Here is a 25,564-nt window from a genome sequence, read left to right on the forward strand (position 1 = left end):
TGCGGAATCACGCGGATTTCCGGATCACGAGGTGGCCGTCACAGGGCCCTAGTGCGGCCTTGGCCGTCCTGCACGCGCCGCTGATGCCCGGCCAAATCCTTGTGGACCCCCTGGACCTCAATTAGCTTGAGTCCAGCGCGGCCCCAAGCACCTGATCCCCATGGGCAGTTCCACCAGCGCAGGACCAGCCGCTGCCGCAATCACCCGATCCGGAGGAAATACAATGACGTCTTCTTCAAAGCTTCCCTTTGCCGCAGCCATGCTCAAGTGGCCGGCACTCGCCTCCGTCGCAGTGCTGGGCCTGAGCGGCTGCTCAGTGGCCAACTCCGACGCAGCCGCCCCCTCCTCGAACACGGTGCGCGTGGTCCTCGGACAGGAACCGCCCACCCTGGAAGCCTGTGAGTCGAACCTGACCTCCACCGGCGTTGTGGTGCGCTCGAACGTCACCGAGCCACTGATTGAAAGGAACCCCAAGACGGGCGAACTCGAACCGAAGCTCGCCACCGAATGGAAAGCCACGAGCCCTACCGAGTGGACGCTGAAGCTGCGTGAAGGCGTGAAGTTCCAGGACGGCACGCCGTTCAACGCCGAAGCCGCCGCCTTCACCATCAACAGGGCAGTCAACTCCAAGCTCGGCTGCAACGTGGAGGGCTACGTGTTCGGCGATGCCGACCTCAAAGTGAAGGCCGTGGACGCCACCACGCTGACCGTCTCCACTCCCGCACCCGATCCCATCCTGCCGCTGCGCCTTTCTTTCCTCGAGGTGGTTCCGACGTCGACCAGCACCACCGAGAAGGTCCGCGAACCGATCGGCACGGGCCCCTACAAGATCGAGCAGTGGGACGCAGGGCAGAAGATCACGCTCTCCACCTGGGACGGCTACTGGGGCGCCAAACCCGCCTACGCCAAGGCCGAATACCAGTGGCGCTCCGAAAGCTCCGTGCGGGCCGCCATGATCACCAGCGGCGAGGCCGACATTGCCATGGGTCTCAGCCCGGACGACAACATCGGTGATCTTGGCGTCGACTACCCCAACAACGAAACAGTTGCCCTGCGCCTTGACGGCAATGTTGCCCCGCTCAATGACATCCGTGTCCGCCAGGCCATCAACTACGCCATCGACAAAGAGGGAATCGTGAACTCCCTCTACCAAGGCAAGCACAAGGTGGCTGCGCAGCTGGTTCCCGAGGGCATCGTGGGCCACAACTCCGCGCTGAAAGCCTGGCCATTCGACCTGGTCAAGGCCAAGTCCCTCGTTGCCGAGGCCAAGGCCGACGGCGTGGACACTTCCAAGCAGATCTCGCTGGTGGTCCGCAGCGCCCAGTTCCCCAAGATCACTGAACTCGGCCAGGTCCTGCAGGAGCAGCTCAGCCAGGCCGGCCTCAACGTCAAGCTCAAGATGCTCGAGACCAGCCAGCACCTGACCTACCAGGTCCGTCCCTTCGCCAAGGACGAAGGCGCAGTGGCGCTGATGACCCAGCACGGCAACCAGGCCGGCGACGCAGCCTTCACCGTGGACCAGTACATGCTGTCCACCGGCGCCCAGAGCTACTTCGGTACCCCCGAGTTTGACGCCATGATCAAGAAGGCCGATGCGGCGTCCGGCAGCGAGCGGAAGAAGGACTTCGAGGAGATCTTCGCCTACCAGAACGACAAGATTGTGCAGTTCGCAAACATCTCGCACCAGACCGGCATCATCGGCAAGGCCAAGTCCGTGAACTACACGCCCAACTCGTCCAGCGGCGATGAGCTGCGTGTTTCGGAAATGACGCCGGCAAGCTAGCCCGGACGTCCGGGAGAGAAGGACAGCCATGCTGATCTACTTGAGAAAGCGGATTGTCTCCAGCGCGCTGCCGCTGGTGGTGGTGATCGTCGGGGTGTTCGCCCTGGCCAGGATGACGGGAAATCCCGCCAGCCTGTACCTGCCCCTGAACGCAACCCAACAGATGCGCGACGACTTCAGCGCGCGCAACGGCCTGGACCAGCCGCTGCTGGTACAGATGGCCGAGTACTTCGGTGGGGTGTTCCGCCTCGATTTCGGGCACTCACTGCGCACCGGGCAGGACGCCGCCGCCATGGCATTTCGCGCCTTCCCCGCCACCCTGCAGCTGGCCACCACCACCATGGTGCTGGCCGTGCTGCTGGGACTCGTGGTGGGGTGCTGGGCCGCGTTGAAGCCAAACGGCATCGCGGACCGGATCTCAAGTTTTGTCTCCATGGCTGCGGCTTCGATCCCGGACTTCTGGCTGGCCATCGTGGGTATCTGGGTGTTCGCCATCACCCTGGGCTGGCTGCCGACATCGGGTGTGTCGGGAGCCGGCTCCTGGGTGCTGCCCATCGCCACCCTGCTCCTGCGGCCATTCGGTGTGCTGGTCCAGATCGTCCGCGGCTCCATGGTGTCCGCGCTCTCGGAGCCCTACATCAAGCTGGCCCGCAGCCGCGGGGCCGGTGAGCTCCGGGTGGTCACTCACCACGCGCTGCGCAACGCGGCGGCCCCGGCGTTGACCGTGGCCGGCGACCTGACCGTGGGACTGGTCAACGGCGCCGTCGTGGTGGAGACCATCTTCGGCTGGCCTGGCATTGGAAAGCTCATGATCGATTCGATCCTGCAGCGCGACTTTGCCGTCCTGCAGGCAGCCGTCCTGCTCACCGCCGTCGCAATCTTCGCCCTGAATATCCTCATCGACATGGGCTATGCGCTACTGGACGCGCGCGTCCGTCCCATCACGGTAAAGGCTTAGGAGTAGCCATGCAGACTTCATTGACTGAGGGGGCGGCCGCGGAGCAGCTGCCGGCGGATACCCAGCAACCAGAGGGCAGCAACAAAGCCGGCAAGGAAAGCAAGCAGAACGGGAAGCTGAACCTGTTCCGGCTCCTGCTCAAGGACCGCTTCGCCACCGTCTCGGCGGTGATCCTCGTGTTCGTTGGCCTGACTGCGATCCTGGGCCCCGCCCTGATGGGCGACCTGGCCACCAGACAGAACCTGTTGTTCGCCAACAAGGCACCGTTCACGTTTGCGCACGGCTGGGAGTACTTCCTCGGCAGCGATTCGCTCGGCCGGAGCATGCTGGCCCGGCTGGTGGTGGCCAGCCGCACCACCCTGTCGGTCGCCGTGCCCGCCGTGGCGGTCGCCCTGGTCATCGGTTCCCTGTGGGGTGTCTGGGCCGGCTACCACCGCGGCTGGCGGGAGAACGTCTCCATGCGCATCGCGGATGTCATCATGAGCTTCCCCTCCCTGCTGCTCGCCGTCGTCGTGCTTTATGTTTTCAGCCCCAGCGCCGCGAACATCGTGCTGATCCTGGCCCTCACCCGCCTTCCTATATATCTGCGCACCGCCCGCGCTGAATCGGCGGAGCTCCAGAGCCGGACGTTTGTGGATGCTGCCCGGACGTTCGGGGCCAAGCCCAGCGCCATCATCGTCCGGCACGTCATCCCGGTGGTACTGCCGACCCTGCTCACGCTGGCCACCCTCGAGTTCTGCTACGTGATGCTCGCCGAATCCTCGCTGAGCTTCCTTGGCATCGGAATCCAGCCGCCGGACGTCAGTTGGGGCCTCATGGTCTCCCAGGGCCGGCAGTACCTGCAGACCGCATGGTGGCTGTCCATCTTCCCCGGCGCCGCCATCGTGGTCACCACCATAGCCGCCAACGTCCTCGCCGCCTGGCTCCGAATCGCCACCGACCCGGCCCAGCGCTGGCGCCTGGCCCTTCCCCGCAAGCGGCTGATCGCCCGCATTCCAGTGAAGGAGACCCAGCCGTGAAAACAGCTGCCGAACAAGCGTCCAGCAAGTGCCCCGTCACCGCCGGCACGCCCGCCGTGCAGGCAAAAGCCCGCGACGTCGTCCTGCAGGTCCGCGACCTCGCCGTGGACATCCGCACCCACCGCGGCACCGTCCGCGCCGTAAACAGCGTGCGATTCGAGGCCCGCGCCGGAGAAACCCTGGCCCTGCTCGGGGAATCCGGCTGCGGTAAATCCATGACAGCCAAGGCACTGGCCGGCATCATGGACCCTGTCTGCGACCTGGCCGACGGCCAGATCCTCCTCAACGGCACCGACCTCGCCGCCCTCAGCCCCAAGGAACGGCTCAAGTTCGCCGGCCCCGGCCTGGGCATCGTCTTCCAGGACGCCCTGACCGCATTGAACCCCGTATATACAGTAGGAACCCAGCTGGGCGAGGCCTTCCGCATCCACCGCGGCCTGAATGCAAAGCAGGCACGGCTTGAGGCGATCGACCTCATGAAGCGGGTGGGCATCCCCGAACCCGAATCACGGGTCAACTCCTACCCCCACCAGTTCTCCGGCGGCATGCGCCAGCGCATTCTCATCGCGATGGCCGTGGCCCTCAATCCGCGCTTGCTGATCGCCGATGAACCCACCACCGCGCTGGACGTCACCGTCCAGGCCCAGATCATGCAACTTCTCCGGACGCTGCGCGAAGAGGGCCAGATGGCCGTCATTCTCATCACCCACGACCTGGCGGTGGTCGCGGAGGAAGCGGACTCCGTGGCAGTGATGTATGCCGGCAACGTGGTGGAAAGCGGACCGGTGTCCGAGGTTTTCGCCGACCCCCGGCATCCCTATACAAAAGGGCTGCTCGAATCAGTGCCCGTCCACCTGGAGCGCGGCGCCCAGCTGAAATCCATCCCCGGCAGCCCGCCCGAGCTCCACCACATCCCGGCGGGCTGCGTCTACCAGTCGCGCTGCCCGCTGGTCCAGGACATCTGCCGGGCCGAGCGGCCCGCCCTGCGGGCAGTTGATAACTCACCCACACGCACCGCCGCCTGCCACTTCAGCGAGGAGATCACCAATGCCTGAGCCGCTTCTGGCCATTGACGGCCTGACCAAGACTTTCCACGTTGCCAAGAGCGCCAGCGGCAACACCCGGCTCAAGGCCCTGGACGGTATCCGCCTGACAGTGGGCCGCGGGGAAACGCTCGGCCTTGTCGGCGAGTCCGGCTGCGGCAAGTCCACCCTGGCGCGGACCCTGATGATGCTGGAAACGCCCGACGAAGGAACCGTGACGTTTGAAGGTACCAACCCGTTTGGTCTCCGCGGCAAGGAACTGCTGAACTGGCGGCGGCGGGTGCAGATGGTCTTCCAGGACCCCTTTGCCTCGCTGAACGCCCGCATGAACGCCGCCGACATCATCGCCGAACCATGGGCCACCCACCGCAGCCTGTATCCGACGTCGAGGGCACGCGACGCCCGGGTCCGCGAACTGCTGCACATGGTGGGGCTGCGTCCCTCCGATGCCCGCAAGTCGCCCCAGGAGTTCTCCGGCGGCCAGCGCCAGCGCATTGGCATCGCCCGGGCGTTGGCGCTCAACCCGGACGTCATCATCCTCGACGAGCCAGTGTCCGCCCTTGACCTTTCCGTCCAGGCGCAAGTCCTGAACCTGCTCAATGAGCTCCAGAAGGAACTTGGCGTTTCCTACATCTTCATCTCGCACGACCTGACGGTGGTCCGGCATGTGGCGGACCGGGTGGCCGTGATGTACCTCGGGCGCATCATCGAATCCGGCGCCACAGAGGAGGTCTTTGACCACCCCAAACATCCCTACACCGCGGCCCTGATGTCGGCGTCCCCCAAGCTGGACGTCAGCGGAACGCCGCGGGACAGGATCGTTCTCCGCGGCGAGCTGCCCTCGCCGCTGGATCCGCCGTCGGGCTGCCGCTTCCGGACCAGGTGCTGGAAGGCGCAGGACATCTGTGCCGAAGTACCGCCGGAACCGCAGGTTCTGGCGGCCCCCGACGGCACCCGGCACGTCGCGGAGTGCCACTTCCCGCTCGATTCCATCAAGGGGCTCACCGGCGCCGCGGCCACCGCCTTGTGACGGGTGCAGAGTACGCCGTCATCGCCGGGGTGATCTTCCTGGCCGCCTGCCTGCAGGCGGCCAGGAAGTTTCGGTATAAGCGTGCTGCTTATTGTGCAGCCGGCAATACTGCTGGTTCTGTAGCGGGACGGGCCACCAGGTTCACCAGGTCCTCGCCGCGGGCAAGCCGGGCGATATTGGCGGCAATGTCGTCCGCCCGGCGCTCGAACGTGATGCGCGCATGCCCGGAATGGTGCGGTGTGAGCACCGTATTCTGCAGTTCCGCAAAAGGCAGCTCGGCGGGCGGGACCGCGCCGTCCGCCGGCAAACCCCACCAGACGTCGATGCCGGCCCCGGCGATGCGCCCTTCCTTAAGCGCCGCGTAGAGCGCGGACTGGTCCACCACGGCGCCCCGCGCCACGTTGATGAGCAGTCCTGTTGCCTTCATGGCAGACAGTTCTGCTGCACCGATCATCCCCTTCGTACCGGCATCCAGCGGCACCGTGACCACGACGACGTCGGACGCGGCCAGCAGCTCATGGAGCTGCCCGTCCCCGCCCACCCAGTCGAGCCGGACGCCGTCAGGAAGGGAAGCTGCCGGGTTCCGCCGAACGGCCCGGACCTTCATCCCCAGCGAGCCCGCCACGCGGGCCACCTCGGCGCCGATGGAACCCAGGCCCACCAGTCCCAGCGTCAGGTCGGCAAGGATGGGATGGAAAGGCACGTCGGCGTCCGTGGCGATGGTTCGCCACTCTCCTCGCCGGAGCGCGCGCTCGGCAACGGCAGCGTTGCGCGACAGCATCAGGGTGACCATGAGGACATGCTCCGCGATGGGCCGCGCGTGGTGGAAGGTGTTGGCCACCAGGGCCGGGGGCGCCAGCCGGGGGAAACAGATCTTGTCGTAGCCGGCGCCGGTGACGTGGACCAGGCGCACCCGGGAGGCCGTCTGGGCCTCCACGGGGCTGAGGGAGGAACAGACGACGACGTCGGCCCCCGCCAGCGCGTCAAGCCGGCGTTCCGGAGTCCAAGCCGCCGCCATATCCCAGTAGTGAGTGCCGCCGTCGGCCGTTAATTGGTCAGAAAAGCGGCTGATGATGGGGTCGGTGACCACAATCCTCAGGGATTCCATGGCCGACGAGCCAGCCCCCGCCGTCACCACCGGGGGCTTTGGAGCTCGTACGACGGGTGGAGCCGCTTCATATAGCCGGTGTCATCCCGGCTCCTGAGCCCGCACTCCAGGTACTGGCGGTGCAGGCGTTCCAGGGCGTCACGGTCGACTTCCACTCCGAGCCCAGGACCGGTGGGGACCTGCACGGCACCGTTCGTAAACGTGAACACGCCGTCGGCAATGACGTCCTCGGAGGAGTCCTTCCAAGGCCAATGCGTGTCGCACGCATAGTCGAGGTTGGGGGTGGCAGCCGCGAGGTGGACCATGGCGGCGAGGCTGATGCCCAGGTGGGAGTTTGAGTGCATGGACAGTCCCAGGCCGAACGTCTCAGTGATGCCGGCGAGGGACTGGGTCCGCCGCAGGCCGCCCCAGAAGTGGTGGTCCGAGAGGATAACGTCGACGGCGCCGGCGGCCACGGCGGGGGCAACATCGGCGAAGCTGACCACGCACATGTTCGTTGCCAGGGGCATCCCTACCTCGCGGCGGACGGCCGCCATGCCTTCAATGCCCGGCGTCGGGTCTTCGAGGTACTCAAGGACCCCGTGCAGTTCCTTGCCCACCCGGATGGAGGTCTCCACCGTCCACGCGCCGTTGGGGTCGATGCGGAGCGGCATGCCGGGGAATTCAACCCTCAGCGCCTGGATGGCGGCAATCTCTTCCTCCGGCGGGAAGACGCCTGCCTTCAGCTTCAGCGCGCTGAAGCCGTAGCTGTCCACCATTGTCCGGGCTTGCTGAACAATTCCTGCGGGGTCCAGCGCGGCGTCCCAACTGTCGTCGGCCTGGCCCGGGTGACCTGCCCACTTGTAGAACAGGTAGCCGCTGAACTGGACGGACCCGCGGACGGCGCCTCCCAGCAGGTCGCTGACGGGCAGGCCCAGCAGCTTGCCCTGGATGTCCAGGGCGGCGACGTCGAAGGCGGACAGCACGCGGTCAGCGGTGCTCGAGCCCGTGACCATGCCGCCCATGCCGTGGCCGCCCTGGACGGTGTCCTGCTCCAGTGCCTGGGCGATCCTGCTGCGCAACGCGTTGATGTTGAACACGTCCGTCCCCGGCAGGACGGAGGCTGCCAACTGGAGGCGTGCGAGGTGGCCGGCATCGCCGTAGGTCTCGCCGAAGCCCGAGACGCCGGCGTCCGTCTGCACCTCGACGATGGCCCGCAGCGCGAACGGCTCGTGCACGCCCACGGTGTTGAGCAGGGGCGGATCCTTGAAGGCCACTGGCGTGATGGAGACGCCGGTGATCCTGGCCTGGTTGAGATTTGCCTGGTTGACGCGCTGGGCGGGTTCGCATGCCTGGTTCACTGCGCTGTGCTCCTTGGGTGGGCTGAGCTTTTCGGCCCGTGGGGGTTGATAAAAGCTGCTTTGTTCACGACCATAAGGGGAGTCATCAATACAAGTCCAAGCTAATTTCTGCACTCGATAATTCAGTAAAGGTATGGATGTTTTCGCTACCCCAGCTAGAGGCGTTCGTGGCCGTTGCTGAAGAACTGCACTTCGGCGCTGCGGCGGAGCGGCTCAACATGACGCAGCCGCCCCTGAGCCGCCAGATCCAGATGCTCGAGAAGAAGCTGGGTGCCCAGCTTTTCGGCCGGACCAGCCGGAAGGTGGAGCTCACCGCAGCGGGTGCCACGCTGCTGCCGAGGGCACGCCAGATCTTGGACATGTGCATCAAGACCGATCTGGACGTCCGCCGGGTCTCGTCAGGCCAGGCAGGCACCATTACGGTCGGCTACACGGCGATAGCCGGGCATAGTGCGCTGCCGCTGATGCTGCGCCTTGCGGCCGAGAACATGCCCAGGGTGTCTTTCGTGCTTCGGGAACTTGTCTCGACGGACCAGATGGACGGGCTGGTGAAAGGGAACGTGGACATCGGCCTGCTGCGCCCCATCGTGGCCCGGCCCGGTGTGGTGTCCCGGCCGCTGATGCAGGACCGCCTGGTGGTGGCGCTGCCCGAAGGCAGTTCGCTGCTGGGCAACATGGTTGGGCGCGACGGCGAGCCGCTGCCGCTTGGATACCTGGACAGGCTGCCCCTGCTCATGTACTCCACCAAGGAGGCCCGCTACTTCCACGACCTGGTGTTGCGGTTGTTCGCCAGCGCCGGAGCACATGCCAACACCACCCAGTACGCCAGCCAGGTTCCGGCGCTCCTCGCCTTCGTCCAAGCGGGGCTGGGAGTGACGCTAGTTCCTGCCTCGGCCATGGCATTTGCCCCACCGGGCGTGGAATTCCACGAGATCGACGGACGGAACGGCGTGCAGGAGCTGAACCGCGTGGAACTGGAGCTCGCGTGGAATGAAGAGACGGCCAACCCAGCGGTTTTGAGGCTTCTGGAACTGATTGGGTCGCCTGAATCGGCTGGCTCGCCCGGAAGTGAGCGGCGCGGCCAGCCCGCGGCCGGCGGGGCGTGATCCGGGGCCCTTAGTCCCGTCCGGCCCGGAGCCTGCGCCGGGAGTTGGCCAGGTGATTTCGCATCGCCGCGGACGCTGCCGCGCCATCGCTGTCCGCAATGGCCGCAAAAATGGACCCGTGTTCGTGGACCACCTGTTCGAAGTGGTCCCGTGCATAGTGCTCGACGCCGGTCATCAGCCGCGTGCGCGGCATCGCGATCATCGTCTGGCCCAGCGCTGTGAGGCAGTCGGTGTAAAAGGGGTTTCCCGAGGCTGCGGCGACGGCTTTGTGGAACTCAAAGTCCGCCTTCATCGCATGGGCAGGGTGCTCCACGCTGTCAGTGAACTCCGCCAGCGCCTGCCGCAGGGCGTTCAGTTGCCGCTCCGTCCGGTTTCCGGCAGCCAGGGCTGCCGCTTCAGTTTCCACGCCTATCCGGAATTCCAACAGATGCAGCCGGTCCTCGGCCGTGACCACAGCCCTGGTGGGCTGGCCCGACGTCGGACCCGCCGGGGGCGGGGTCAGCGCAAAGCTGCCCCGCCCCCGTTCGGTTTCCACGAGGCCCTCTGCCTGGAGGCGCGTGAGCGCGGACCGGACCACCGTCCGGCTGACGCCGAACTCACCGATGAGGGTGTTTTCGCTCGGAAGCTTCTCACCGGGCTGGATGACGCCGTCCACAATGCGGGTGCGAAGATCGGCGGCGAGGTCCGCGGTCAGGTTCCGGCTCATGGGTTCAAGGTTACGCGCCGAATTCCGCGGTTTCGGTGGTCCACGCACGGGCCTGGTCGCTGAGGCTGACGCCGAGGCCGGGGCGGTCCGGAACGATCATCCGGCCGTCCTTGGTCTCGAGGCGCTCGTTGAACAGCGGGTCCAGCCAGTCGAAGTGCTCCACCCACGGTTCGCGCGGGTAGGCGGCAGCCAGATGCAGGTGGATTTCCATCGCGAAGTGCGGCGCCAGGCCCAGTCCGCGTTCGTCGGCGAGGGCTGCCAGCCGGAGGAATTGGGTGATGCCGCCGACGCGCGGGGCGTCGGGCTGGATGATGTCACAGCCGTTGGCGGCGATGAGGCCCTTGTGCTCGGCCACGGAGGCGAGCATTTCGCCGGTGGCGATGGGGGTGTCCAGGACCTGGGCGAGGTGCGCGTGGCCCTCGAAGTCGTAGGCGTCCAGCGGCTCTTCGATCCAGATGAGGTTGAATTCCTCGAGCTGGCGGCCCATGCGCAGTGCCGTGGCGCGGTCCCACTGCTGGTTGGCGTCGACCATGAGGGGCACGTCCCATCCGATGTGCTCGCGGATGCCCGCCACACGGCGCAGGTCCTCCTTGGTGTCCGGGAGTCCAACCTTGATCTTGATGCCACCGATGCCCTCTTCGACGGACTGCGTGGCGCGGGCCTTCACCTCGTCGAGGGTGGCGTTCAGGAAGCCGCCGGAGGTGTTGTAAGTCTGGACGGAGTCGCGGTAGGAGCCCAGGAGCTTGGCCAGGGGCAGCCCGGCGCGCTTGGCCTTGAGGTCGTACAGTGCGATGTCGATGGCGGCGAGAGCCTGGGTGGCGACGCCCGAGCGGCCCACCGAGGCGCCGGACCAGAGCAGCTTGGTGTAGAGCTTGCCGATGTCGTTGGGGTCCTCGCCAATGATTCCTTCGGCAACTTCCTTGGCGTGGGCGAACTGGGCGGGACCGCCGGCGCGCTTGGAGTAGCTGAAGCCGAGGCCGGTGTGGCCCTGCTCCGTGGTGATCTCGGCGAAAAGGAAAACGACCTCCGTCATGGGCTTCTGGCGGCCCGTGAACACCTTGGCGTCGCTGATCGGGACGGCCAGCGGGAGGCGTGCGGTGGAAAGTTTGACGTGCCGGATGAGATCGACGGTGCTCAATGGATTCTCCTTGGGAAGTAGGGCGGCATTGCCCGCTTGCCTAGGATATAAGTTAGTTACTTGTAATACAAGTAACTGGTTCTTCAAGCGGTCATCCGCCGTCGTAGCACTTTGGAAATACGGCGCACTGTTACGGACCCCGGCCGTAGTCTGTTTACATGCCTCGTTTTGCGCTTGATATAGACTCCGTCCCCCGTCCTGTTCGCTCCCAGGCGCTTCTGGATGCTGTGAACCAACGGGTCGTCATTGCCGATGGTGCGATGGGTACCATGTTGCAGGACCGGGAACTGTCGCTCGAGGCCGACTTTCAGAACCTCGAGGGCTGCAACGAGATCCTGAATGACACGCGCCCCGATATCATCGGGGACATCCATGACGCCTACTTCGCCACAGGCATCGACGCAGTCGAAACCAACACCTTCGGCGCGAACTGGTCAAACCTCTCCGACTACGGCATCGACGACCGCATCGAAGAGCTCGCCCGCAAGGGCGCCGAAATCGCCCGCGACCGCGCCGAAGCGGCAGAAAAAACAGACGGACGAATGCGGTGGGTCCTGGGCTCGATGGGGCCGGGCACCAAGCTCCCCAGCCTCGGGCACACCAGCTACGGCTACCTCAAGCAGACATTCGCCCTGCAGGCCGAGGGGCTCATCGACGGGGGAGCCGATGCCTTCCTCATCGAAACGAGCCAGGACCTCCTGCAGACCAAAGCCGCGGTCAACGGTTGCAAGCAGGCGATCGTGGCCCGCGGCGTCCGGCTTCCAATCTTCGTCGAGGTGACTGTCGAGACCACCGGAACCATGCTGATGGGATCCGAGATCGGCGCGGCGCTCACCGCGCTCGAGCCGCTCGGCGTGGATGCCATCGGCCTGAACTGTGCCACGGGGCCCGATGAGATGAGCGAGCACCTGCGCCACCTGTCCAAGCAGTCCTCCGTCGCGATCGCCTGCATGCCCAACGCAGGCCTGCCGGTCCTCACCGCCGACGGCGCGCACTATCCGCTGTCGCCTTCCGAACTCGCCACCTCGCACGAGCAGTTTGTGCGGGAATTCGGCCTGGGCCTGGTGGGCGGATGTTGCGGTACGACGCCGGAACACATGGCCGCCGTCGTCGAACGTCTTGCGCCCTTCCGCAGCAATGAGAACGGCACCGGTGCCCGCCGGGTTCCCACCGAACGGGAAGCAGGCATCGCCTCCCTTTACCAGCACGTGAATTTCGACCAGGAATCGTCGTACCTCGCCATCGGTGAGCGCACCAACGCCAACGGTTCGAAGGCGTTCCGCCAGGCGATGCTCGAGGAGCGCTGGGATGACTGCGTTGATATTGCCCGCGAACAGATCCGCGTCGGTGCGCACCTGCTCGACGTGTGCATTGACTACGTGGGCCGCGACGGCGTGGCCGACATCAAGGAGGTCGTCTCACGTTTCGCTTCAGCCTCCACGCTCCCGCTCGTCATCGACTCCACCGAACCGCCCGTGCTGCAGGCCGGGCTCGAGCACATCGGCGGGCGCCCGGTCATCAACTCCGTCAACTATGAGGACGGCGACGGCCCGGACAGCCGCTTCGCGCGCATCATGCCGCTCGTGAAGGAACACGGCACCGCCGTCATCGCCCTGACCATCGACGAGCACGGCCAGGCACGCACCACCGAGGGCAAGGTGGCCATCGCCTCGCGCCTCATCGACGCCCTGGTGGGTGAGTGGGGGATGCGGGTGGAAGACATCATCGTCGACGCCCTGACCTTCCCCATCGCCACCGGCCAGGAGGAGACCCGCCGGGACGGCATCGAAACGATCGAGGCCATCCGCCAGATCACCACGAAGTACCCCGGCATCCACACCACCCTCGGCGTTTCGAATGTATCCTTCGGCCTGAACCCGGCAGCGCGCATCGTCCTGAACTCGGTGTTCCTGCACGAAGCCGTGGAGGCGGGCCTGTCCAGCGGCATCATCGACGCCGCCAAGATCGTGCCGCTCGCTTCACTGCCGGAGGAGCAGCGCAAGGTGGCCCTGGACCTCGTCTGGGACCGCCGCGAATACGACGCCGACGGCAATGTCACGTACGACCCCCTGGCCAGCATGCTGGACATGTTCGCCGGCGTCGACACTGCCGCGCTGCGCGACCAGCGCGCAGCGGAACTTGCTGCGCTGCCCACCGGCGAGCGCCTCCAGCGGCGCATCATCGACGGCGAGGGCAAGGCCCTCGAGGAGGACCTCGACCTTGCCCGCAGCGAAGGCATGACCCCGCTTGGCATCATCAACGACCAGCTGCTCGAGGGCATGAAGGTGGTGGGCGAACGCTTCGGGGCCGGCGAGATGCAGCTGCCGTTCGTGCTGCAGTCCGCCGAGGTGATGAAAAACGCGGTCGCGCTGCTCGAGCCGCACATGGAGAAATCGGATGCTTCCGGCAAGGGCACCATGGTGATCGCCACCGTGCGCGGCGACGTGCACGACATCGGCAAGAACCTCGTGGACATCATCCTCACCAACAACGGCTACAAGGTGATCAACCTTGGCATCAAGCAGCCCATCGCCGACATCATCGCTGCGGCCGAGGAGCACAACGCCGACGTCATCGGCATGTCCGGCCTGCTGGTGAAGTCCACGGTAGTGATGAAAGAGAACCTGGCCGAGCTGCAGTCGCGTGGCCTTGGGAAGAAATGGCCGGTGATCCTCGGTGGAGCTGCCCTCACCCGCGCCTACGTCGAGCAGGACCTGGCGGGCCAGTTCGACGGCGAGGTGCGCTACGCCAAGGATGCCTTCGAAGGCCTTTCGCTGATGGAGCCGCTGGTGCGCGTTGCCCGGGGCGAGGCGCCGGACGCCGTCGGCCTCCCCGCTCTAAAGAAGCGGATCCATCGAACCGGTGCGAAAGTCACGTTGACCGAGCCGGAGGCCATGCCCGGCCGTTCCGACGTCGCCTCCGACAACACAGTGCCTTCGCCGCCGTTCTGGGGTACACGCATCGTGCGCGGTGTGGCCCTCCACGACTTCGCGGCGTTCCTCGATGAGCGCGCTACGTTCATGGGACAGTGGGGGCTCAAGCCCGGCCGCGGCGAGGACGGCGCTTCCTATGACGAGCTGGTGGAACGCGAGGGCCGGCCGCGCCTGCGGTACTGGATGGACCGCATCCTCGCCGAGGGAATGCTCGACGCGTCCGTCGCCTACGGCTATTTCCCGGTGGTTTCCGAGGGCGAGCAGGTGGTGGTGCTGCACCACGGTACGGATCCCGACGGCGTGCTTGGCACCCCGGGACTCCTCGCCCCGGACGGCGGGTCAGGCGGTCCGATCGGCACCGAGCGGTTGCGGTTCGACTTCCCGCGCCAGCGCCGCGACCGGCACCTGTGCCTCGCCGACTTCGTCCGCTCGCGCGAAGCGGGGCAGATCGACGTGCTGCCGGTGCAGCTGGTCACCGCCGGCGGGAACGTCGATGAGGTGACTGCCAAGCTCTTCGCCGGCGATCACTACCGCGATTACTACGAGCTCAACGGCCTGGTCATGCAGCTCACCGAGGCGCTTGCGGAGTTCTGGCATGCGCGGATCCGCTCGGAGTTGGGCTTCGCGGCCGAGGAGCCGAAGGACAAGGCCGGGCTGTTCAAGCTCGACTACCGCGGAGCGCGCTTCTCACTGGGATACCCGGCGTGCCCTGACATGGAGGACCGCCGCAAGGTGGTGGAACTGCTGCACCCCGAGCGGATGGGCGTGGTCCTGAGCGATGAGCTGATGCTGCACCCCGAACAGTCCACCGACGCGTTCGTGTTCCACCACCCGGAGGCGAAGTACTTCAAGGTGTGAGCTGACGCCGGTCCTTGTCCTGTATAGATTGAGCCCGGGCGGGTAGCCCGCCCGGGCCACCCGGGCTGGAGACCGGCTTCACCCGCCGCAGTGCGGCGAGGATGGCCCGCCCCACCACGGCGATCCCGATGATCGTGGTGACGGCGCGCAGGGTGTCCCAGCCCGCCGTCGAGGTCAAAAGCGAGTAGAGCAGGAAGCTGCTGAGGTTGGTGTATAGCGGCGCGCCCGGCACGTAGGAGATGCCGGTTCCGGCGCCGACGGCGAAGGGCCAGAACCACAGATTGGTCAGCAGGCCGAACACGTAAGACGCCAGGACGCCGTAGCCGCAAAGCATCCACAGTTCGGCCCGTCCCCGCACGCGTTTGGGGAGCAGGCCTGCCCCGGCGCCCACCCACGCACAGGCGAAAATCTGGAACGGGGACCACGGGCCGATGCCGCTCCACAAGGCGCTTGAGACGGCGATGGTGGCGGCGCCGAGGAGCATGCCGAAACGGGCGCCAAAGGCACGGCCGGCCAGGATCAGCAGGATAAAGACTGCCTCCACACCCCCGACGCCGGTGCTGGCCACCCGGACCGCCGAGCCGACGGCGGCCAGGACGCCGAGCAATGCCACCGTGTGTGCGGAGCGGACCGAGCCGTCCAGGGACACCACGACGGCAACGACGGCAAGGGGGGCAATGGCCAGCGCCGCATAGGGGACGGCCGCTGCGGCATCCTCCGGGAGTGCCGCAGCGAGCAACGGCCAGCAGAAGGCACCGAGAGCCAGAAGGTTGGCAGCCGCGAGGACTGCGAGCTCGGCGGCCCGTGGCATCCGGATGTGGCGGGCTTTCCCGGCGGCGGGAAGGTCGGTTGGCCGGCCGGTGAACGGTGGTGCTGCGATGCGTGGTGTTGCGCTGCGCTGTGCTGTGATGTGCTGTGCTGTGGCCGGACTGGCGGGGGCCGCGTTGGCTGTGGCGGCACTGGCCGGGGCGGCTTCTGTTCCGGATGTTCCGGATGAGGGGGCGACGCCGTCACGCATCGGGAGGATCCGGGCGCCGAGGCCGTGCGCAAAATCGAGGTCGTGGGTGGCGATCAGGACCGCCGCACCAGCGTCCGTTGCGGCCCGCAGCGCCACCGAGACTGCTGTGCGCGCCGCAGGATCGAGTCCGCGGGTGGGCTCATCGATCAGGAGTACCTGTGGGCTGTCCATGGTCTGCAGCGCGATGGCAAGGATCCTGCGTTCGCCAGCAGAGAGATCCCGGGGATGCTCGTGTCCAATGGGGATCCGAACGTCTCCCCGCAAACGGGCAAGGTGTGCAGTTGCGGCCCCGGGGGCAGGCCGGCCGCCTGTCTTTCGCCGCGCCTGGCGCCGCTCTGCCGCACGGAGCTCTGCTGCGACGGTATCCCTGGTAAAGAGGTCGTCCGAGGCGTCCGGCACAAGGGCGACGTGGCCGCCGCCGACCGTGCTTCCACCGGGTGTGCCTTCATTGAGCGCGCCTTCACCGAGCGCGAGTGCCACAAGGAGGGAGGACTTCCCGGCACCGTTCGGCCCCACCAGGGCGACCACTTCACCGCGGTGCAGGGTTAGGGAAGCGCTGCGCACGAGAGGCTTGCCCTCACGGTGCACCGCCAGGTTGATCGCAGTCAGCACGGGCGCGTGCTGTACCTGCTGGACGGGCGGCTGTGCCGGCGTTGGCGGTGAGGCGACCGGGTGCGAAGGTGCGGGGGCAACCCCCGGAACCAGGGCGCCGTCGTCGATATTCCACCACGAGTCGGCAACGGGGGCGAGCGGCGCCGCCCGGTGCTCCGCAACGATGACGCAGACGCCCGCCTCGCGGGCGAGGGTGTTGAGCACGGCGATGACGCGTCCGCGTGCTGCGGTGTCGAGGTCTGCCAGGGGCTCGTCAACCAGGAGCAGGGGCGGATGCTCCACCACCGCGGCGGCGATGGCCACGAGCGTGGCTTCGCCCGCCGAGAGGGTGCTGAGGTTCCGGTCCAGCAGCGCCGACACTCCGACGCGCTCCGCGACCTCCAGCACCCAGGCCTTGGCGGTATTGGACGAGATGCCGCGCAGCTCAAGTGCGAGGGAGATTTCGTCCCGGACCCGGGTGGTGGCGAATGCGGCGCGGGGATTCTGCAATACGACGCCGATGAGGCGGGCGGTATCGCGCGGCGGCGTGGTGGCACGGTGAGTTCCGGCGATGCGCACCGTGCCGGAAATTTCGCCGCCGTCAACGTGGGAGAGGAGCCCCGCGATACCCCGCAGGACCGTGGACTTGCCGGAGCCCGTCGGCCCGGTAATGACCGTGATTGACCCGCTCGGCGGCGCGAACCCGGCGACGCGCACCTGGGCGTCACCAATGCGGAATTGTGCGTCCCGGACGAGCACCGGTGGTTCGATAGTGCGGCCGGGCTGGTGTGCTGCCCGGCTCGCGAAGCCGCGCAGCTCCAAGGCCGCGGCAACCCGGCCGGCGTGCTCGAGGGTGCGCTCAAGCACGGGAACAAGGGCGCGGGGTCCGAAGCGTTCGCCCCGCAACCGAAAAGCCAGGCGCACCGACTTCACGGCGTCCGAAAGCGCCGGGAGCGCCGCCCATGCCACCACAAGCATCCGGGCGATGCCCTGCATGGGGCCGCCGCGGGCCAGATGCACGAAGCCGCGGGCCACGTCCACCCAGGCGTTGAGCATGCCGAAACCGAGGATCATCCCGGCAATCGGCAGGGCGGACAGGACCGCCTCCCACAGGCCAGGTGTTGTTACCGGGCCGAAGAGGACCACATGGGCGTAGGGGGCAGGCAGCGGCACCGGCGGCATGTTGACCAGAACCGGGCCATCGGTGCCCGCCCCGTTAAAAAGGATGCGGTAAGTGACCCGCGCCGCGATGAATACGACGGCGAGGGCCGCCGCTGCGCGTAACGGCGCGGGTCGAAAGGTCACGCCGCGGGTGCGGCGGGTGCGCCGTCCACCGTGTAGAGCAGTTCCAGGCTTTGTCCCGGGCTCACCTTCAGGGTGGCGAGGCCTTCCTGCGCGTATGCCCAAGCCCCGGAGGCCGGCTTAACCCAAAGCGACCAGTAGGCAAAGGCGGCGGGCATCTTCTTGCATTCTTCCCGGTACGTGCCGCCCTTGTGGGCGATGTCGAAGTCTGCGGCGGGTACACCGTTCACACGGCACACCAGTTCCTTGGGATAGGCGTCAGTGCCCTCGGTTTTCACCTTTGCCTCGTCGAGCACCTTTGAAGCGAGAGTCGGCGCATCCACGGGGACGCAAACGGACGAGTCAGCGGCAGCCTGCTTCAGGGCGCCCGAATCGACTATGACCTTCACACCTGCGCAGGGCCCGGAGGCGGCGCTGGATGAAGCCGTTGCGGTGGCAGCAGGTGCTGAGGTGGATGGCTGGGTGGCGGCCGGCGTGGAACACGCGGCGAGGGTAAACAGGAGACCTGCGGCGGCGAGGGAGCTCGCGGCGGCGGTGCGCATCTTAGTCAAAGTCACCAGTCAAGGGTAGGACGTTGCTTGTCCGATCCGGATGCCGTCACGTTGTGTGACGGTGGGTTCGATAAAACCAATGAGGATCGACTGGTTAGCGGACCCGTTCACGCTGCCGTACTTACCAGCTCAGTTCCGCACAGTGCGGGGTGATCCCGGAGGAGATGCGGCCTGGTTAGGCGCCGAGTTGGCCGGTGAGGCGGCGGTGGAACCCGGTGCTGCGCTCGTCCAGACCTTCGATCGCCACTGTTGCACCGTGGTCGCGGTATTTCGTCTCGATGGAGTCGAGGGCGGCAACGGTTGAGGCGTCCCAGATCTGGGCCCGGCTGAGATCGATGGTCACGGATGTCGGATCGTGGGGGTATGCGAAATGGTCGACGAGGTCATTGCTGCTGCCGAAGAACAGCGGCCCCACCACCTCGTACCGGACAGTGGCGCCGTCGTCTGCCAGGATCCGGTTGACGCTGATGACGTGGGCTACCCGGCGCGCAAAGAGCACCATCGCGAGGATGACGCCGACGAGGACCCCGTAGGCGAGGTTACCGGTGAGGACGACAACGGCGACGGTGACGGCCATGACGATCGTTTCCGGGACCGGCATCCTTTTTAGGGTGGACGGCTGTACGCTGTGCCAGTCGACGGTGGTGACAGCGACGACCATCATGACTGCGGCGAGGGCGACCATGGGGATCTGTCCCATGATCGAGCTGAGCCCGGTCACCAGGGCCAGAAGAAACACTGCGGCCACAAACGTGGAAATGCGGGTGCGGGCCTGCCCGGTCTTCACGTTAAGGACGGTCTGGCCGATCATCGCGCAGCCGGCGATGCCGCCGTAGAACCCTGCAAGAATGTTCGACAGGCCAAGGGCCCAGGACTCACGGCCCTTGTGCGAGGGGGTGTCGGTGATTTCATCGACGAGTTTCGCGGTGAGGAGGGTTTCCATGAGGCCGACGAACGCCACGCTCAGCGCAGTCGGGAGAATCAGCTGCAGCGTTGACAGGGTCAGCGGAACGAGGAACGGCGTGAACCCGGGCATCCTCCCGGTGATGGGTCCCTCGTCGGCGACGTTCGGAACGGCGAGCTGGGCGACAATGACGATCGCCGTGACGACGACGATCGCAACCAGCGGCGACGGGACGGCCTTTGTGAAACGTGGAAGGATGAAAATGATGGCGAACGTCAGAGCGAGCAGGACGTAGGCGAGCCACGGAACGTTCAGTACGTGGGGCACCTGCGCCATGAAAATGAGCACACCCAGGGCGTTGACGAATCCGATCATGACCGACCGTGGGATGAAGCGCATCAGCCGGGCAAGACCGGCAAAGCCGAAGACGATCTGGATGACACCGGCCAGGATCACTGTCGGCAGCACGTACTGCACGCCGTGCTCGTGCACGAGCGGGGCGATGACGAGGGCGACGGATCCGGCCGCGGCGGTGATCACGCCCGGCCGTCCGCCCAGGAACGACATCGTCAAGGCCAGGACGATGGAGGCGACAAGGCTGACCATCGGATCGACTCCGGCGAGGATGGAGAACGAAATGACCTCCGGGACCAGGGCGAGAGTGGTGACCATGCCCGCAAGGACCTCGCGGGAAAGCTGCCGTGGGGAGCGCAGGGCGCTCAGGACGGTGACCGGTTTGCGGACCAGGTGTGGGCGATCGGCGGTGGCCAAGGAGCGACTCCAGGGGCTTGGCTCTCTCCCGAGAGCGGGTGGGTGACATGTATGCGCGCCACGATGCGCACTCTTCCAGCCCTGTCATGGAAGACAATGGACGGAGAGAAGAGCAGACCGGTGACTTTTCGGCCGTAACTGCAACATTACCGTGACGTGAGGGTTGAGTCGGACGGGTGACGCGATGATGAAGGACATGACGGCCGAAGAGGTCGTGACCACAATGCATATCGGCGAGCTGGCAGACCGTTCGCAGATGTCTTTGCGGACCATCCGCCACTATGACGAGGTCGGCCTGCTCAAACCGTCCGGTCGCACGGAGGGCGGATTCCGCCTGTACACAGAACGCGACTTCACCCGCCTGCTCTTGATCCGCAGGATGAAGCCGCTGGGGTTCACGCTGGAAGCCATGGCTGACCTCCTCCGGGTCATCGACGCCCTGGAGGCGTCCGAACCCGGCGAAGGCGACGCCAATGTTCGCTCCGAGTTGAACGGCTTTATTGAAGAGGCAGCGAAGCGCCGTGCCAAGCTGGAGGAACAACTCGGTATGGCCGACGAATTCCTGGCGCTCCTGCGCGCTCAGTAGACGACCCCCGGACCAAAGCTATATCGCACCAGTTGAAACCCCGGGTTTCAGGCACCATGATTTTCCTTCTTCGATCAATCGTGGGCGGCTTTGGTTATCATCCGTCCCCGTGTGCGTGGTCGGGTTCGGTTATGAGCTGTTCGGGGTCCCACGGTGGTTCGATGGCCATGTCCACGCCGGTTCCGGTGGCGATCCTGGGTGTGATGCTCACGTTGGCGGCCGAAACGTGTGCCTGTCGGCTGTTACCCTCGCGGACACTTTCGACGATGCTCCTATAGTCGCCAACTGGACTTCGAATCGGACTTCTTAGGTCTTTCTGAAGAGCAGTTCGGGTTTGAAGGTCGTTGAGCAGTTCTGCACAAATTGGTGGGCGGTCCAAAGATGGCATCACCCACTGAGGATGTAGTTCAGCCCCAAGGATCAAGTGGGCTTTGTGTCCTGTCTCTCTTGAGTCAGCGGTCGATCGAGGCCGTGTTGGTCTCGTCGTGGCATTCTCCGGCGGCGGGCCGGAGCCTGTTCAGCCGGTTTAGCTGGTCGGTGGTGAGTTCGATGCTGTGGGCCGCGGTGTTCTCCTCGACCCGGGTGACCCGGCGGGTGCCGGGGATCGGGGCGGTGTCGTTGCCTCGGGTCAGCAGCCAGGCGAGGGCGGTCTGTGCGGGGGTTGCTCCGACTTCGGCGCCGATAGCTTTCACCTCGTCGACTATCGCGAGGTTCCGGTGGAAGTTCTCGCCGGTGAAGCGGGGGTTGGTCTTGCGCCAGTCGTCGTCGGGGAAGTCCTCCACGGAGCGGATTTGACCGGTCAGCAGGCCGTGTCCGAGTGGTGAGTAGGGGACGAAGCCGATGCCGAGTTCGCGCAGCAGCGGCAGGATCATTTCCTCGACGTCGCGGGTCCACAGGGGAGTTGAGGACCTTGTCACCCCACCTCAGTGGCGTGTCCTGGTTCTGATCGCGACGCGCGGTCCGCAGACCCTTGGGGCGGTCGCAGCAGATTTGGGAGTGCACCCTTCCAATGCCGCGCGCACAGGAGACAGGCTTGAAGCCGCTGGGCTGGTCTGCAGGGAGGGAGACCCCGTGGACCGGCGTTCCCTCCGCCTCCGGCTCACCGGTGAGGGACGTTCATTGGTTGAGCGCGTGATGTCTCACCGCAGGCACGCGCTCAATGACGTGGTGGAGCGCATGAAACCCGATGACCGTCGCATGCTGGAAACGGCGCTATCCGCATTTGCCGAAGCAGCCGGTGAGATGCCGGATGAAGCGATGAGCGCGGCCCTCGGATTGGGGTGACGGCCGTTACGAGACAGGGCCCTCCGCTGTCCATGACTGCACGTTGAAAGCGTATCCACCGCAGACGCCTATTCGCGAACATGCTCTTGGTCGTGCCGACGCACCCTTAGGGCTCTAAGTCACCGATCATGCGGAAGGGATGAGGGTGACAGAAATTCAGCGGCCTGCGGTAGGCGTGGCCGTGGGGTACTCCAGCGATGTTTAAGACATGCTCGTTGAGAAGTCGAGATCCTTCTTACGTTTTGGCGAAGCTCCGGTCACATAGCGGTGGACCGAAGCTCCAGCTGCATTATGCCCACTCAGACCTTGAAGCTCCCTGAGAAGACGGACAGGAAACTGACGCGATTCGCCCGGCGTCGGCACCGGAGGATTGACCGCCTCCGCCAGTTTCACCGCACTCCGCTGGCAGCGGCCTTAGCCTTCGCACTCGATGCAGTATGAGTGGCCGTTGCTCTCGCGCACGAGTTGGGACCGGTGTCGGACCAGGAAGCAGGAATAACAGGTGAATTCATCCGCGGCCTCTGGGATGACCTGGACGATGAGCTCCTCGGAGACGATTTCTCCACCGGGGGTCAGTCCTTCATCGAGTGCATCGGCTTCGTCCAGTTCGTTGACGACGCTGCGAGCATCCGGAGCGTTTGCAGACTGCAATGCCTCCAGCGAACGGTCCTGCGATTCCTTGACGTCGGAACGGACTTCATCATAATCGGTTGCCACTTAGGTGATTCTCATTTCTGATGTTTCGTTGATGTTCATTTCTGACGACACTGCAACGCATACCAGTGCGCCGTTGTTCCCGCATCTGGAACCCTGAGGCGTCGCCGGCCGGGACGCGGGCAGCGCCGATGGGACCTCTTTCTCGTATCGGAAGCAGGACACTGCGGCGGCCGCCATGGGTCATCCGGCCAGGTTCAAGCCCCGCATCGGATCATGACTCACCGAATAGTTTCGAATCGAATAACGCCCGTCAGCAGCCAGCATGGCGTCGACCTGGGCCGTCTGGTGCGCCCGAAAGGCCTTGTCGGCGTTGGCGTTCGTGCTGGCGAGGGACGGTATGTCGAGGCGGGCATTGCATCCTCTGCAGCGAATCTCATCGGTGCCCACCCAACTGTATGCCAGGTGCAGTTTCCGTACCTGTTGCCTTGCTGCGGTGACAGCTTCGGTCTGGGCTGCAAAGTCGTCCTCGTGACTGAGGATGAGCCCGATGTCGATGGTCATGGTGCCTCTTACGTCGTTCCCGATGGTGCCATTGACACTAATGGGTGCTGCCTCACGGAGGAACGCCCCGAGGGTCACGGTTGCCTAACCCTTTCTGGGCTACTTGTGGGCGCGACGTAACAGGAACGGATTGACGACCATGCCGCGCCTTGCGCACGGACTCTTCCCGGGATCCGTTCCGCCCTCGAACATGCTGACAGGCGCCTTGAACCTCATTGATCGACGGACACGAACAGTGCCCCGACAAGGTTGCAAAGACCGAAGCGCACTGATGGTCGTTCCGCTAGATACTAGTTGATCCAGGCTGATGCGAACCGCTTTGAGAGCGCATATAGCGGCACATCTTCGGGTGCAAGTGCCCCGTTGCCCGCTTCCAGCAGCCCGACTGGTTCGCGCCAATCGTCATATGACATATGTAAATATCATCCGATGAACTTGGATTATTTCCCTTCGTACCGAGGTATCGTTGCTTCTCCTTCAGTTGTTGACGTGTCCATTTCAGGACACTGTCAAGCAATCAACTTTGTCACCTTCTGCTTTATACCGCATTTCATCTCGACCCTCTTCGGCTTGTGACAGAACTTGGTTGATCACTGCGATCAGAGGATCCAACGAAAGAGACAAAGCTACAGGGTGCGCAAGTAGTTGCTCGACCATTCTGGGCGTGAAACGGAACCGCTCCAATCCGGCAACCACAACGGCCAGTTCATAGCCTTTCTCGCACTCCACCGGCTGCATGCTGATCAGGGTGCCATCAGCCGCAAAGTCTCCTGCGAGAAGTGATAAGTCAACAAGGCGGATTACGATGAGTTCTTGCTCTAGGAGGGCAGCGCGAACCCCGGCAGACACTGTATGGCTCACTGGTTCCATAAATCCTGCTTTGGGGTCCTGAATCATCTGAGTCAGGGTGTAAATGAGAGGGGTCGTCATGGACTGTAATTCTCGTAATCTGGTCGACAAATCTCGTGGCAACGTTCGCCGAGTGTCGAATGCGAGGAGGAGGTCACGTTCCCCTAATTCGTGTGCCGCATACCCTGCGCGCCCTTCCCGAGCCTCTAATAAAAAGTCGCTAATGCTAGCCCACTCGGGCTGGTGCATGTTGATAGGGACGGCGATCCGAGTAATCTCACCTGGTTCCTCTACGATGCTTTCGGTCAGGCTGGTTTGAAGAAACACGGTTATCTCCCTTCAACTTGGCTGTTATTAGACGGAAAAATGCGGCAGTCAGCTGGAAGTATGCATGTGTTGGACAGCCGGAGCGAATGGCCACTGGGGGATGGTCGTGTCCGAACCGACTGTCCATCCCGCTGGTCGAAGCTGGAAGGTCCATCCAGCGGAGAGTTATTCGATCATCCCCGATACACCTTGGAAGAATCTGGGGCCTTCCATGGAAATCGCCCTTGAAGTTCCACGTTCGGTACGACGAGGCATATGGGTCGGTGCGGACGGTCAGGGTGCTGCAGCGACCAAGCTCGAGAGCGTCTCCGCCATGTGCCTTTGGTCCCAGCAATTGTTGGGACAAGCAGGTTGACGGAACGTCGATTATCGGCGCTTAAAATAGCCAAGCAGGGTGGAGGCGAAATGAGCGGCCGACGCCGGCCATGTTGAGCTTAAATGGCAGGAAGGGTGTGTCCAGTCTCAATGTAGTTGGCAACGCTGACGTGGGCTTTTGCCAACTCGAGTGAGACAAACCTAGCTTCGGTTGTCTCATTGAAGTTGGCAATTCAGCAGGCATCTCGACGCCGGATTCCAGCCATGGAGCCGATGGTTCCGGGTCTGCGTTGGTCCCGCGGTACCAACTTGAATGCGACGGCCCGGTTCCATCCGTGGATTGGCACACGCTCAGGACGGAGTTCGCGGGGCTGGGTCCTGCGGTGGACCGGCTTATCGAGCTCTGCCCCGAGCACCCGTACGACGTCGTCGTCGCTCAGGTCAGCATGCCCACAGCACAGAGATCGGGCTGTCCTGGTCGGCGACACGTCAGGCGCCGTGTCACTCCTCGCCGGCCAGGGAGCGGCGCTGGAGATAGCCGGCGCCGCGCACTTGGCCGACGTTCTCGGGCGGGTTCCGTCTCCGGACGCTATCACCCCTGCCCTTGCCTGGTTCGAGCGGAATGTCAGCCTGTTGTGGCAACAGCCCAAGCCTCCGGCCGGCGCGCCGCCTCGTCGATTGACCCTGCCAACCGTACGCAAACGCCTCCTGCGCCGCTAGCTCATCCGTGGCACCTGGCTGTCAGGACTCGCCCCGCTGGTGCCTGCCCCAACCGACGAACATGGAGCTCCCCCGGGCGGTCACATGGCACGGCTCCTTCGTGATT

20 protein-coding genes and 1 pseudogene are annotated in these 25,564 nt (G+C 65.1%); 10 read left to right on the forward strand and 11 right to left on the reverse strand.

Translation table 11 applies throughout. The annotated features are described in order from the left end of the window. The first annotated feature begins 223 nt into the window (after window positions 1-223). The 5 genes from G9E11_RS12950 to G9E11_RS12970 are packed head-to-tail and all read left to right on the forward strand — an operon-like array spanning window position 224 to window position 5,833. Window positions 224-1,783 (forward strand): ABC transporter substrate-binding protein, encoded by a 1,560-nt coding sequence (locus G9E11_RS12950; protein ID WP_190606336.1) that lies wholly within the window; start codon window positions 224-226, stop codon window positions 1,781-1,783. A 28-nt stretch (window positions 1,784-1,811) separates the two neighbouring features. Further along, on the forward strand, window positions 1,812-2,741 hold the full coding sequence (locus G9E11_RS12955; RefSeq protein WP_190606338.1) for an ABC transporter permease: 930 nt from the start codon (window positions 1,812-1,814) through the stop codon (window positions 2,739-2,741). An 8-nt stretch (window positions 2,742-2,749) separates the two neighbouring features. After that, on the forward strand, window positions 2,750-3,760 hold the full coding sequence (locus G9E11_RS12960) for an ABC transporter permease (RefSeq protein WP_190606340.1): 1,011 nt from the start codon (window positions 2,750-2,752) through the stop codon (window positions 3,758-3,760). After that, complete coding sequence (locus G9E11_RS12965) at window positions 3,757-4,815, forward strand: ABC transporter ATP-binding protein (protein ID WP_311764365.1); 1,059 nt, start codon at window positions 3,757-3,759, stop codon at window positions 4,813-4,815. The genes G9E11_RS12960 and G9E11_RS12965 overlap by 4 nt, the downstream gene beginning before the upstream one ends. After that, entirely contained in the window at window positions 4,808-5,833 is a 1,026-nt protein-coding gene (locus G9E11_RS12970; RefSeq protein WP_190606343.1) for an ABC transporter ATP-binding protein, read from the forward strand. The genes G9E11_RS12965 and G9E11_RS12970 overlap by 8 nt, the downstream gene beginning before the upstream one ends. 88 nt (window positions 5,834-5,921) lie before the next feature. Here the strand turns inward: G9E11_RS12970 and G9E11_RS12975 are convergent, their stop codons facing one another. Beyond that, window positions 5,922-6,968: a 2-hydroxyacid dehydrogenase gene (locus G9E11_RS12975; protein WP_311764366.1), complete on the reverse strand. Its 1,047-nt coding sequence runs from the start codon at window positions 6,966-6,968 to the stop codon at window positions 5,922-5,924. Continuing rightward, entirely contained in the window at window positions 6,965-8,281 is a 1,317-nt protein-coding gene (locus G9E11_RS12980) for a glucarate dehydratase family protein (protein WP_190606345.1), read from the reverse strand. The genes G9E11_RS12975 and G9E11_RS12980 overlap by 4 nt, the downstream gene beginning before the upstream one ends. A 137-nt stretch (window positions 8,282-8,418) precedes the next feature. On the opposite strand from G9E11_RS12980, the gene G9E11_RS12985 reads away from it, so the two are divergent. Then, window positions 8,419-9,387, forward strand: a complete 969-nt coding sequence (locus G9E11_RS12985; RefSeq protein ID WP_190606346.1) for a LysR family transcriptional regulator — start codon at window positions 8,419-8,421, stop codon at window positions 9,385-9,387. 10 nt (window positions 9,388-9,397) lie between these two features. On the opposite strand, the gene G9E11_RS12990 is transcribed toward G9E11_RS12985, so the two are convergent. Both G9E11_RS12990 and G9E11_RS12995 read right to left on the reverse strand, forming a co-directional pair. Continuing rightward, window positions 9,398-10,093, reverse strand: coding sequence for a FadR/GntR family transcriptional regulator (locus G9E11_RS12990; RefSeq protein ID WP_190606348.1), 696 nt, complete (start codon window positions 10,091-10,093; stop codon window positions 9,398-9,400). Between the two features lie 10 nt (window positions 10,094-10,103). After that, on the reverse strand, window positions 10,104-11,231 hold the full coding sequence (locus tag G9E11_RS12995; RefSeq protein WP_190606351.1) for an L-talarate/galactarate dehydratase: 1,128 nt from the start codon (window positions 11,229-11,231) through the stop codon (window positions 10,104-10,106). A gap of 158 nt (window positions 11,232-11,389) precedes the next feature. Here G9E11_RS12995 and metH point away from each other — a divergent pair, with 158 nt between their 5' ends. Further along, complete coding sequence (gene metH, locus G9E11_RS13000) at window positions 11,390-15,022, forward strand: methionine synthase (RefSeq protein ID WP_190606353.1); 3,633 nt, start codon at window positions 11,390-11,392, stop codon at window positions 15,020-15,022. Here the strand turns inward: metH and G9E11_RS13005 are convergent. The 3 genes from G9E11_RS13005 to G9E11_RS13015 form a co-directional block, all read right to left on the reverse strand. Further along, entirely contained in the window at window positions 15,012-17,936 is a 2,925-nt protein-coding gene (locus G9E11_RS13005; RefSeq protein ID WP_190606355.1) for an ATP-binding cassette domain-containing protein, read from the reverse strand. The genes metH and G9E11_RS13005 overlap by 11 nt on opposite strands. Next, the gene (locus tag G9E11_RS13010) at window positions 17,933-18,490 is read right to left on the reverse strand and encodes a hypothetical protein (protein ID WP_311764367.1); all 558 of its coding nucleotides are present in this window, start codon (window positions 18,488-18,490) and stop codon (window positions 17,933-17,935) included. Before G9E11_RS13010 ends, G9E11_RS13005 begins: the two co-directional genes overlap by 4 nt. A 169-nt stretch (window positions 18,491-18,659) precedes the next feature. Next, window positions 18,660-20,159: a SulP family inorganic anion transporter gene (locus tag G9E11_RS13015; RefSeq protein WP_190606357.1), complete on the reverse strand. Its 1,500-nt coding sequence runs from the start codon at window positions 20,157-20,159 to the stop codon at window positions 18,660-18,662. Between the two features lie 196 nt (window positions 20,160-20,355). Between G9E11_RS13015 and G9E11_RS13020 the strand changes: the two genes are divergently transcribed. Further along, a complete protein-coding gene (locus G9E11_RS13020) occupies window positions 20,356-20,745 on the forward strand; it encodes a MerR family transcriptional regulator (RefSeq protein WP_414635194.1) in 390 nt (129 codons plus the stop codon). 452 nt (window positions 20,746-21,197) lie between these two features. Here the strand turns inward: G9E11_RS13020 and G9E11_RS13025 are convergent, their stop codons facing one another. Next, window positions 21,198-21,662 carry an aldo/keto reductase gene (locus G9E11_RS13025; RefSeq protein ID WP_311764368.1) on the reverse strand — a complete coding sequence of 155 codons (465 nt, stop codon included), beginning with the start codon at window positions 21,660-21,662 and terminating at the stop codon, window positions 21,198-21,200. Here G9E11_RS13025 and G9E11_RS21525 point away from each other — a divergent pair. Further along, window positions 21,586-21,798 (forward strand): annotated as a pseudogene (locus tag G9E11_RS21525) (MarR family transcriptional regulator); the annotation flags it as partial. The gene G9E11_RS13025 and the pseudogene G9E11_RS21525 sit on opposite strands and share 77 nt — an antisense overlap. An 18-nt stretch (window positions 21,799-21,816) precedes the next feature. Then, window positions 21,817-22,029, forward strand: coding sequence for a hypothetical protein (locus tag G9E11_RS21530; RefSeq protein ID WP_311764383.1), 213 nt, complete (start codon window positions 21,817-21,819; stop codon window positions 22,027-22,029). A 414-nt stretch (window positions 22,030-22,443) separates the two neighbouring features. Here G9E11_RS21530 and G9E11_RS13035 read toward each other — a convergent pair whose 3' ends face one another. The 3 genes from G9E11_RS13035 to G9E11_RS20770 form a co-directional block, all read right to left on the reverse strand. After that, on the reverse strand, window positions 22,444-22,746 hold the full coding sequence (locus G9E11_RS13035) for a DUF4193 domain-containing protein (protein ID WP_190606363.1): 303 nt from the start codon (window positions 22,744-22,746) through the stop codon (window positions 22,444-22,446). Between the two features lie 180 nt (window positions 22,747-22,926). Further along, entirely contained in the window at window positions 22,927-23,247 is a 321-nt protein-coding gene (locus G9E11_RS13040) for a hypothetical protein (RefSeq protein ID WP_190606365.1), read from the reverse strand. Window positions 23,248-23,745: 498 nt separating this feature from the next. Then, entirely contained in the window at window positions 23,746-24,423 is a 678-nt protein-coding gene (locus G9E11_RS20770) for a hypothetical protein (protein WP_194718155.1), read from the reverse strand. Between the last annotated feature and the right edge of the window lie 1,141 nt (window positions 24,424-25,564).

Origin of the sequence: Arthrobacter ipis (assembly GCF_014694315.1) — a bacterium.
Lineage (GTDB): Bacteria > Actinomycetota > Actinomycetes > Actinomycetales > Micrococcaceae > Arthrobacter > Arthrobacter ipis.

What these genes read in the sequence shown, in the direction of transcription:
- metH (WP_190606353.1), top strand. Translation starts at nt 11,390, where the DNA reads ATGCCTCGTTTTGCGCTTGATATAGACTCCGTCCCCCGTCCTGTTCGC.
- G9E11_RS12970 (WP_190606343.1), top strand. Translation starts at nt 4,808, where the DNA reads ATGCCTGAGCCGCTTCTGGCCATTGACGGCCTGACCAAGACTTTCCAC.
- G9E11_RS12985 (WP_190606346.1), top strand. Translation starts at nt 8,419, where the DNA reads ATGTTTTCGCTACCCCAGCTAGAGGCGTTCGTGGCCGTTGCTGAAGAA.
- G9E11_RS12955 (WP_190606338.1), top strand. Translation starts at nt 1,812, where the DNA reads ATGCTGATCTACTTGAGAAAGCGGATTGTCTCCAGCGCGCTGCCGCTG.
- G9E11_RS12950 (WP_190606336.1), top strand. Translation starts at nt 224, where the DNA reads ATGACGTCTTCTTCAAAGCTTCCCTTTGCCGCAGCCATGCTCAAGTGG.
- G9E11_RS12960 (WP_190606340.1), top strand. Translation starts at nt 2,750, where the DNA reads ATGCAGACTTCATTGACTGAGGGGGCGGCCGCGGAGCAGCTGCCGGCG.
- G9E11_RS13040 (WP_190606365.1), bottom strand. Translation starts at nt 23,247, where the DNA reads ATGACCATCGACATCGGGCTCATCCTCAGTCACGAGGACGACTTTGCA.
- G9E11_RS12990 (WP_190606348.1), bottom strand. Translation starts at nt 10,093, where the DNA reads ATGAGCCGGAACCTGACCGCGGACCTCGCCGCCGATCTTCGCACCCGC.
- G9E11_RS13020 (WP_414635194.1), top strand. Translation starts at nt 20,356, where the DNA reads ATGACGGCCGAAGAGGTCGTGACCACAATGCATATCGGCGAGCTGGCA.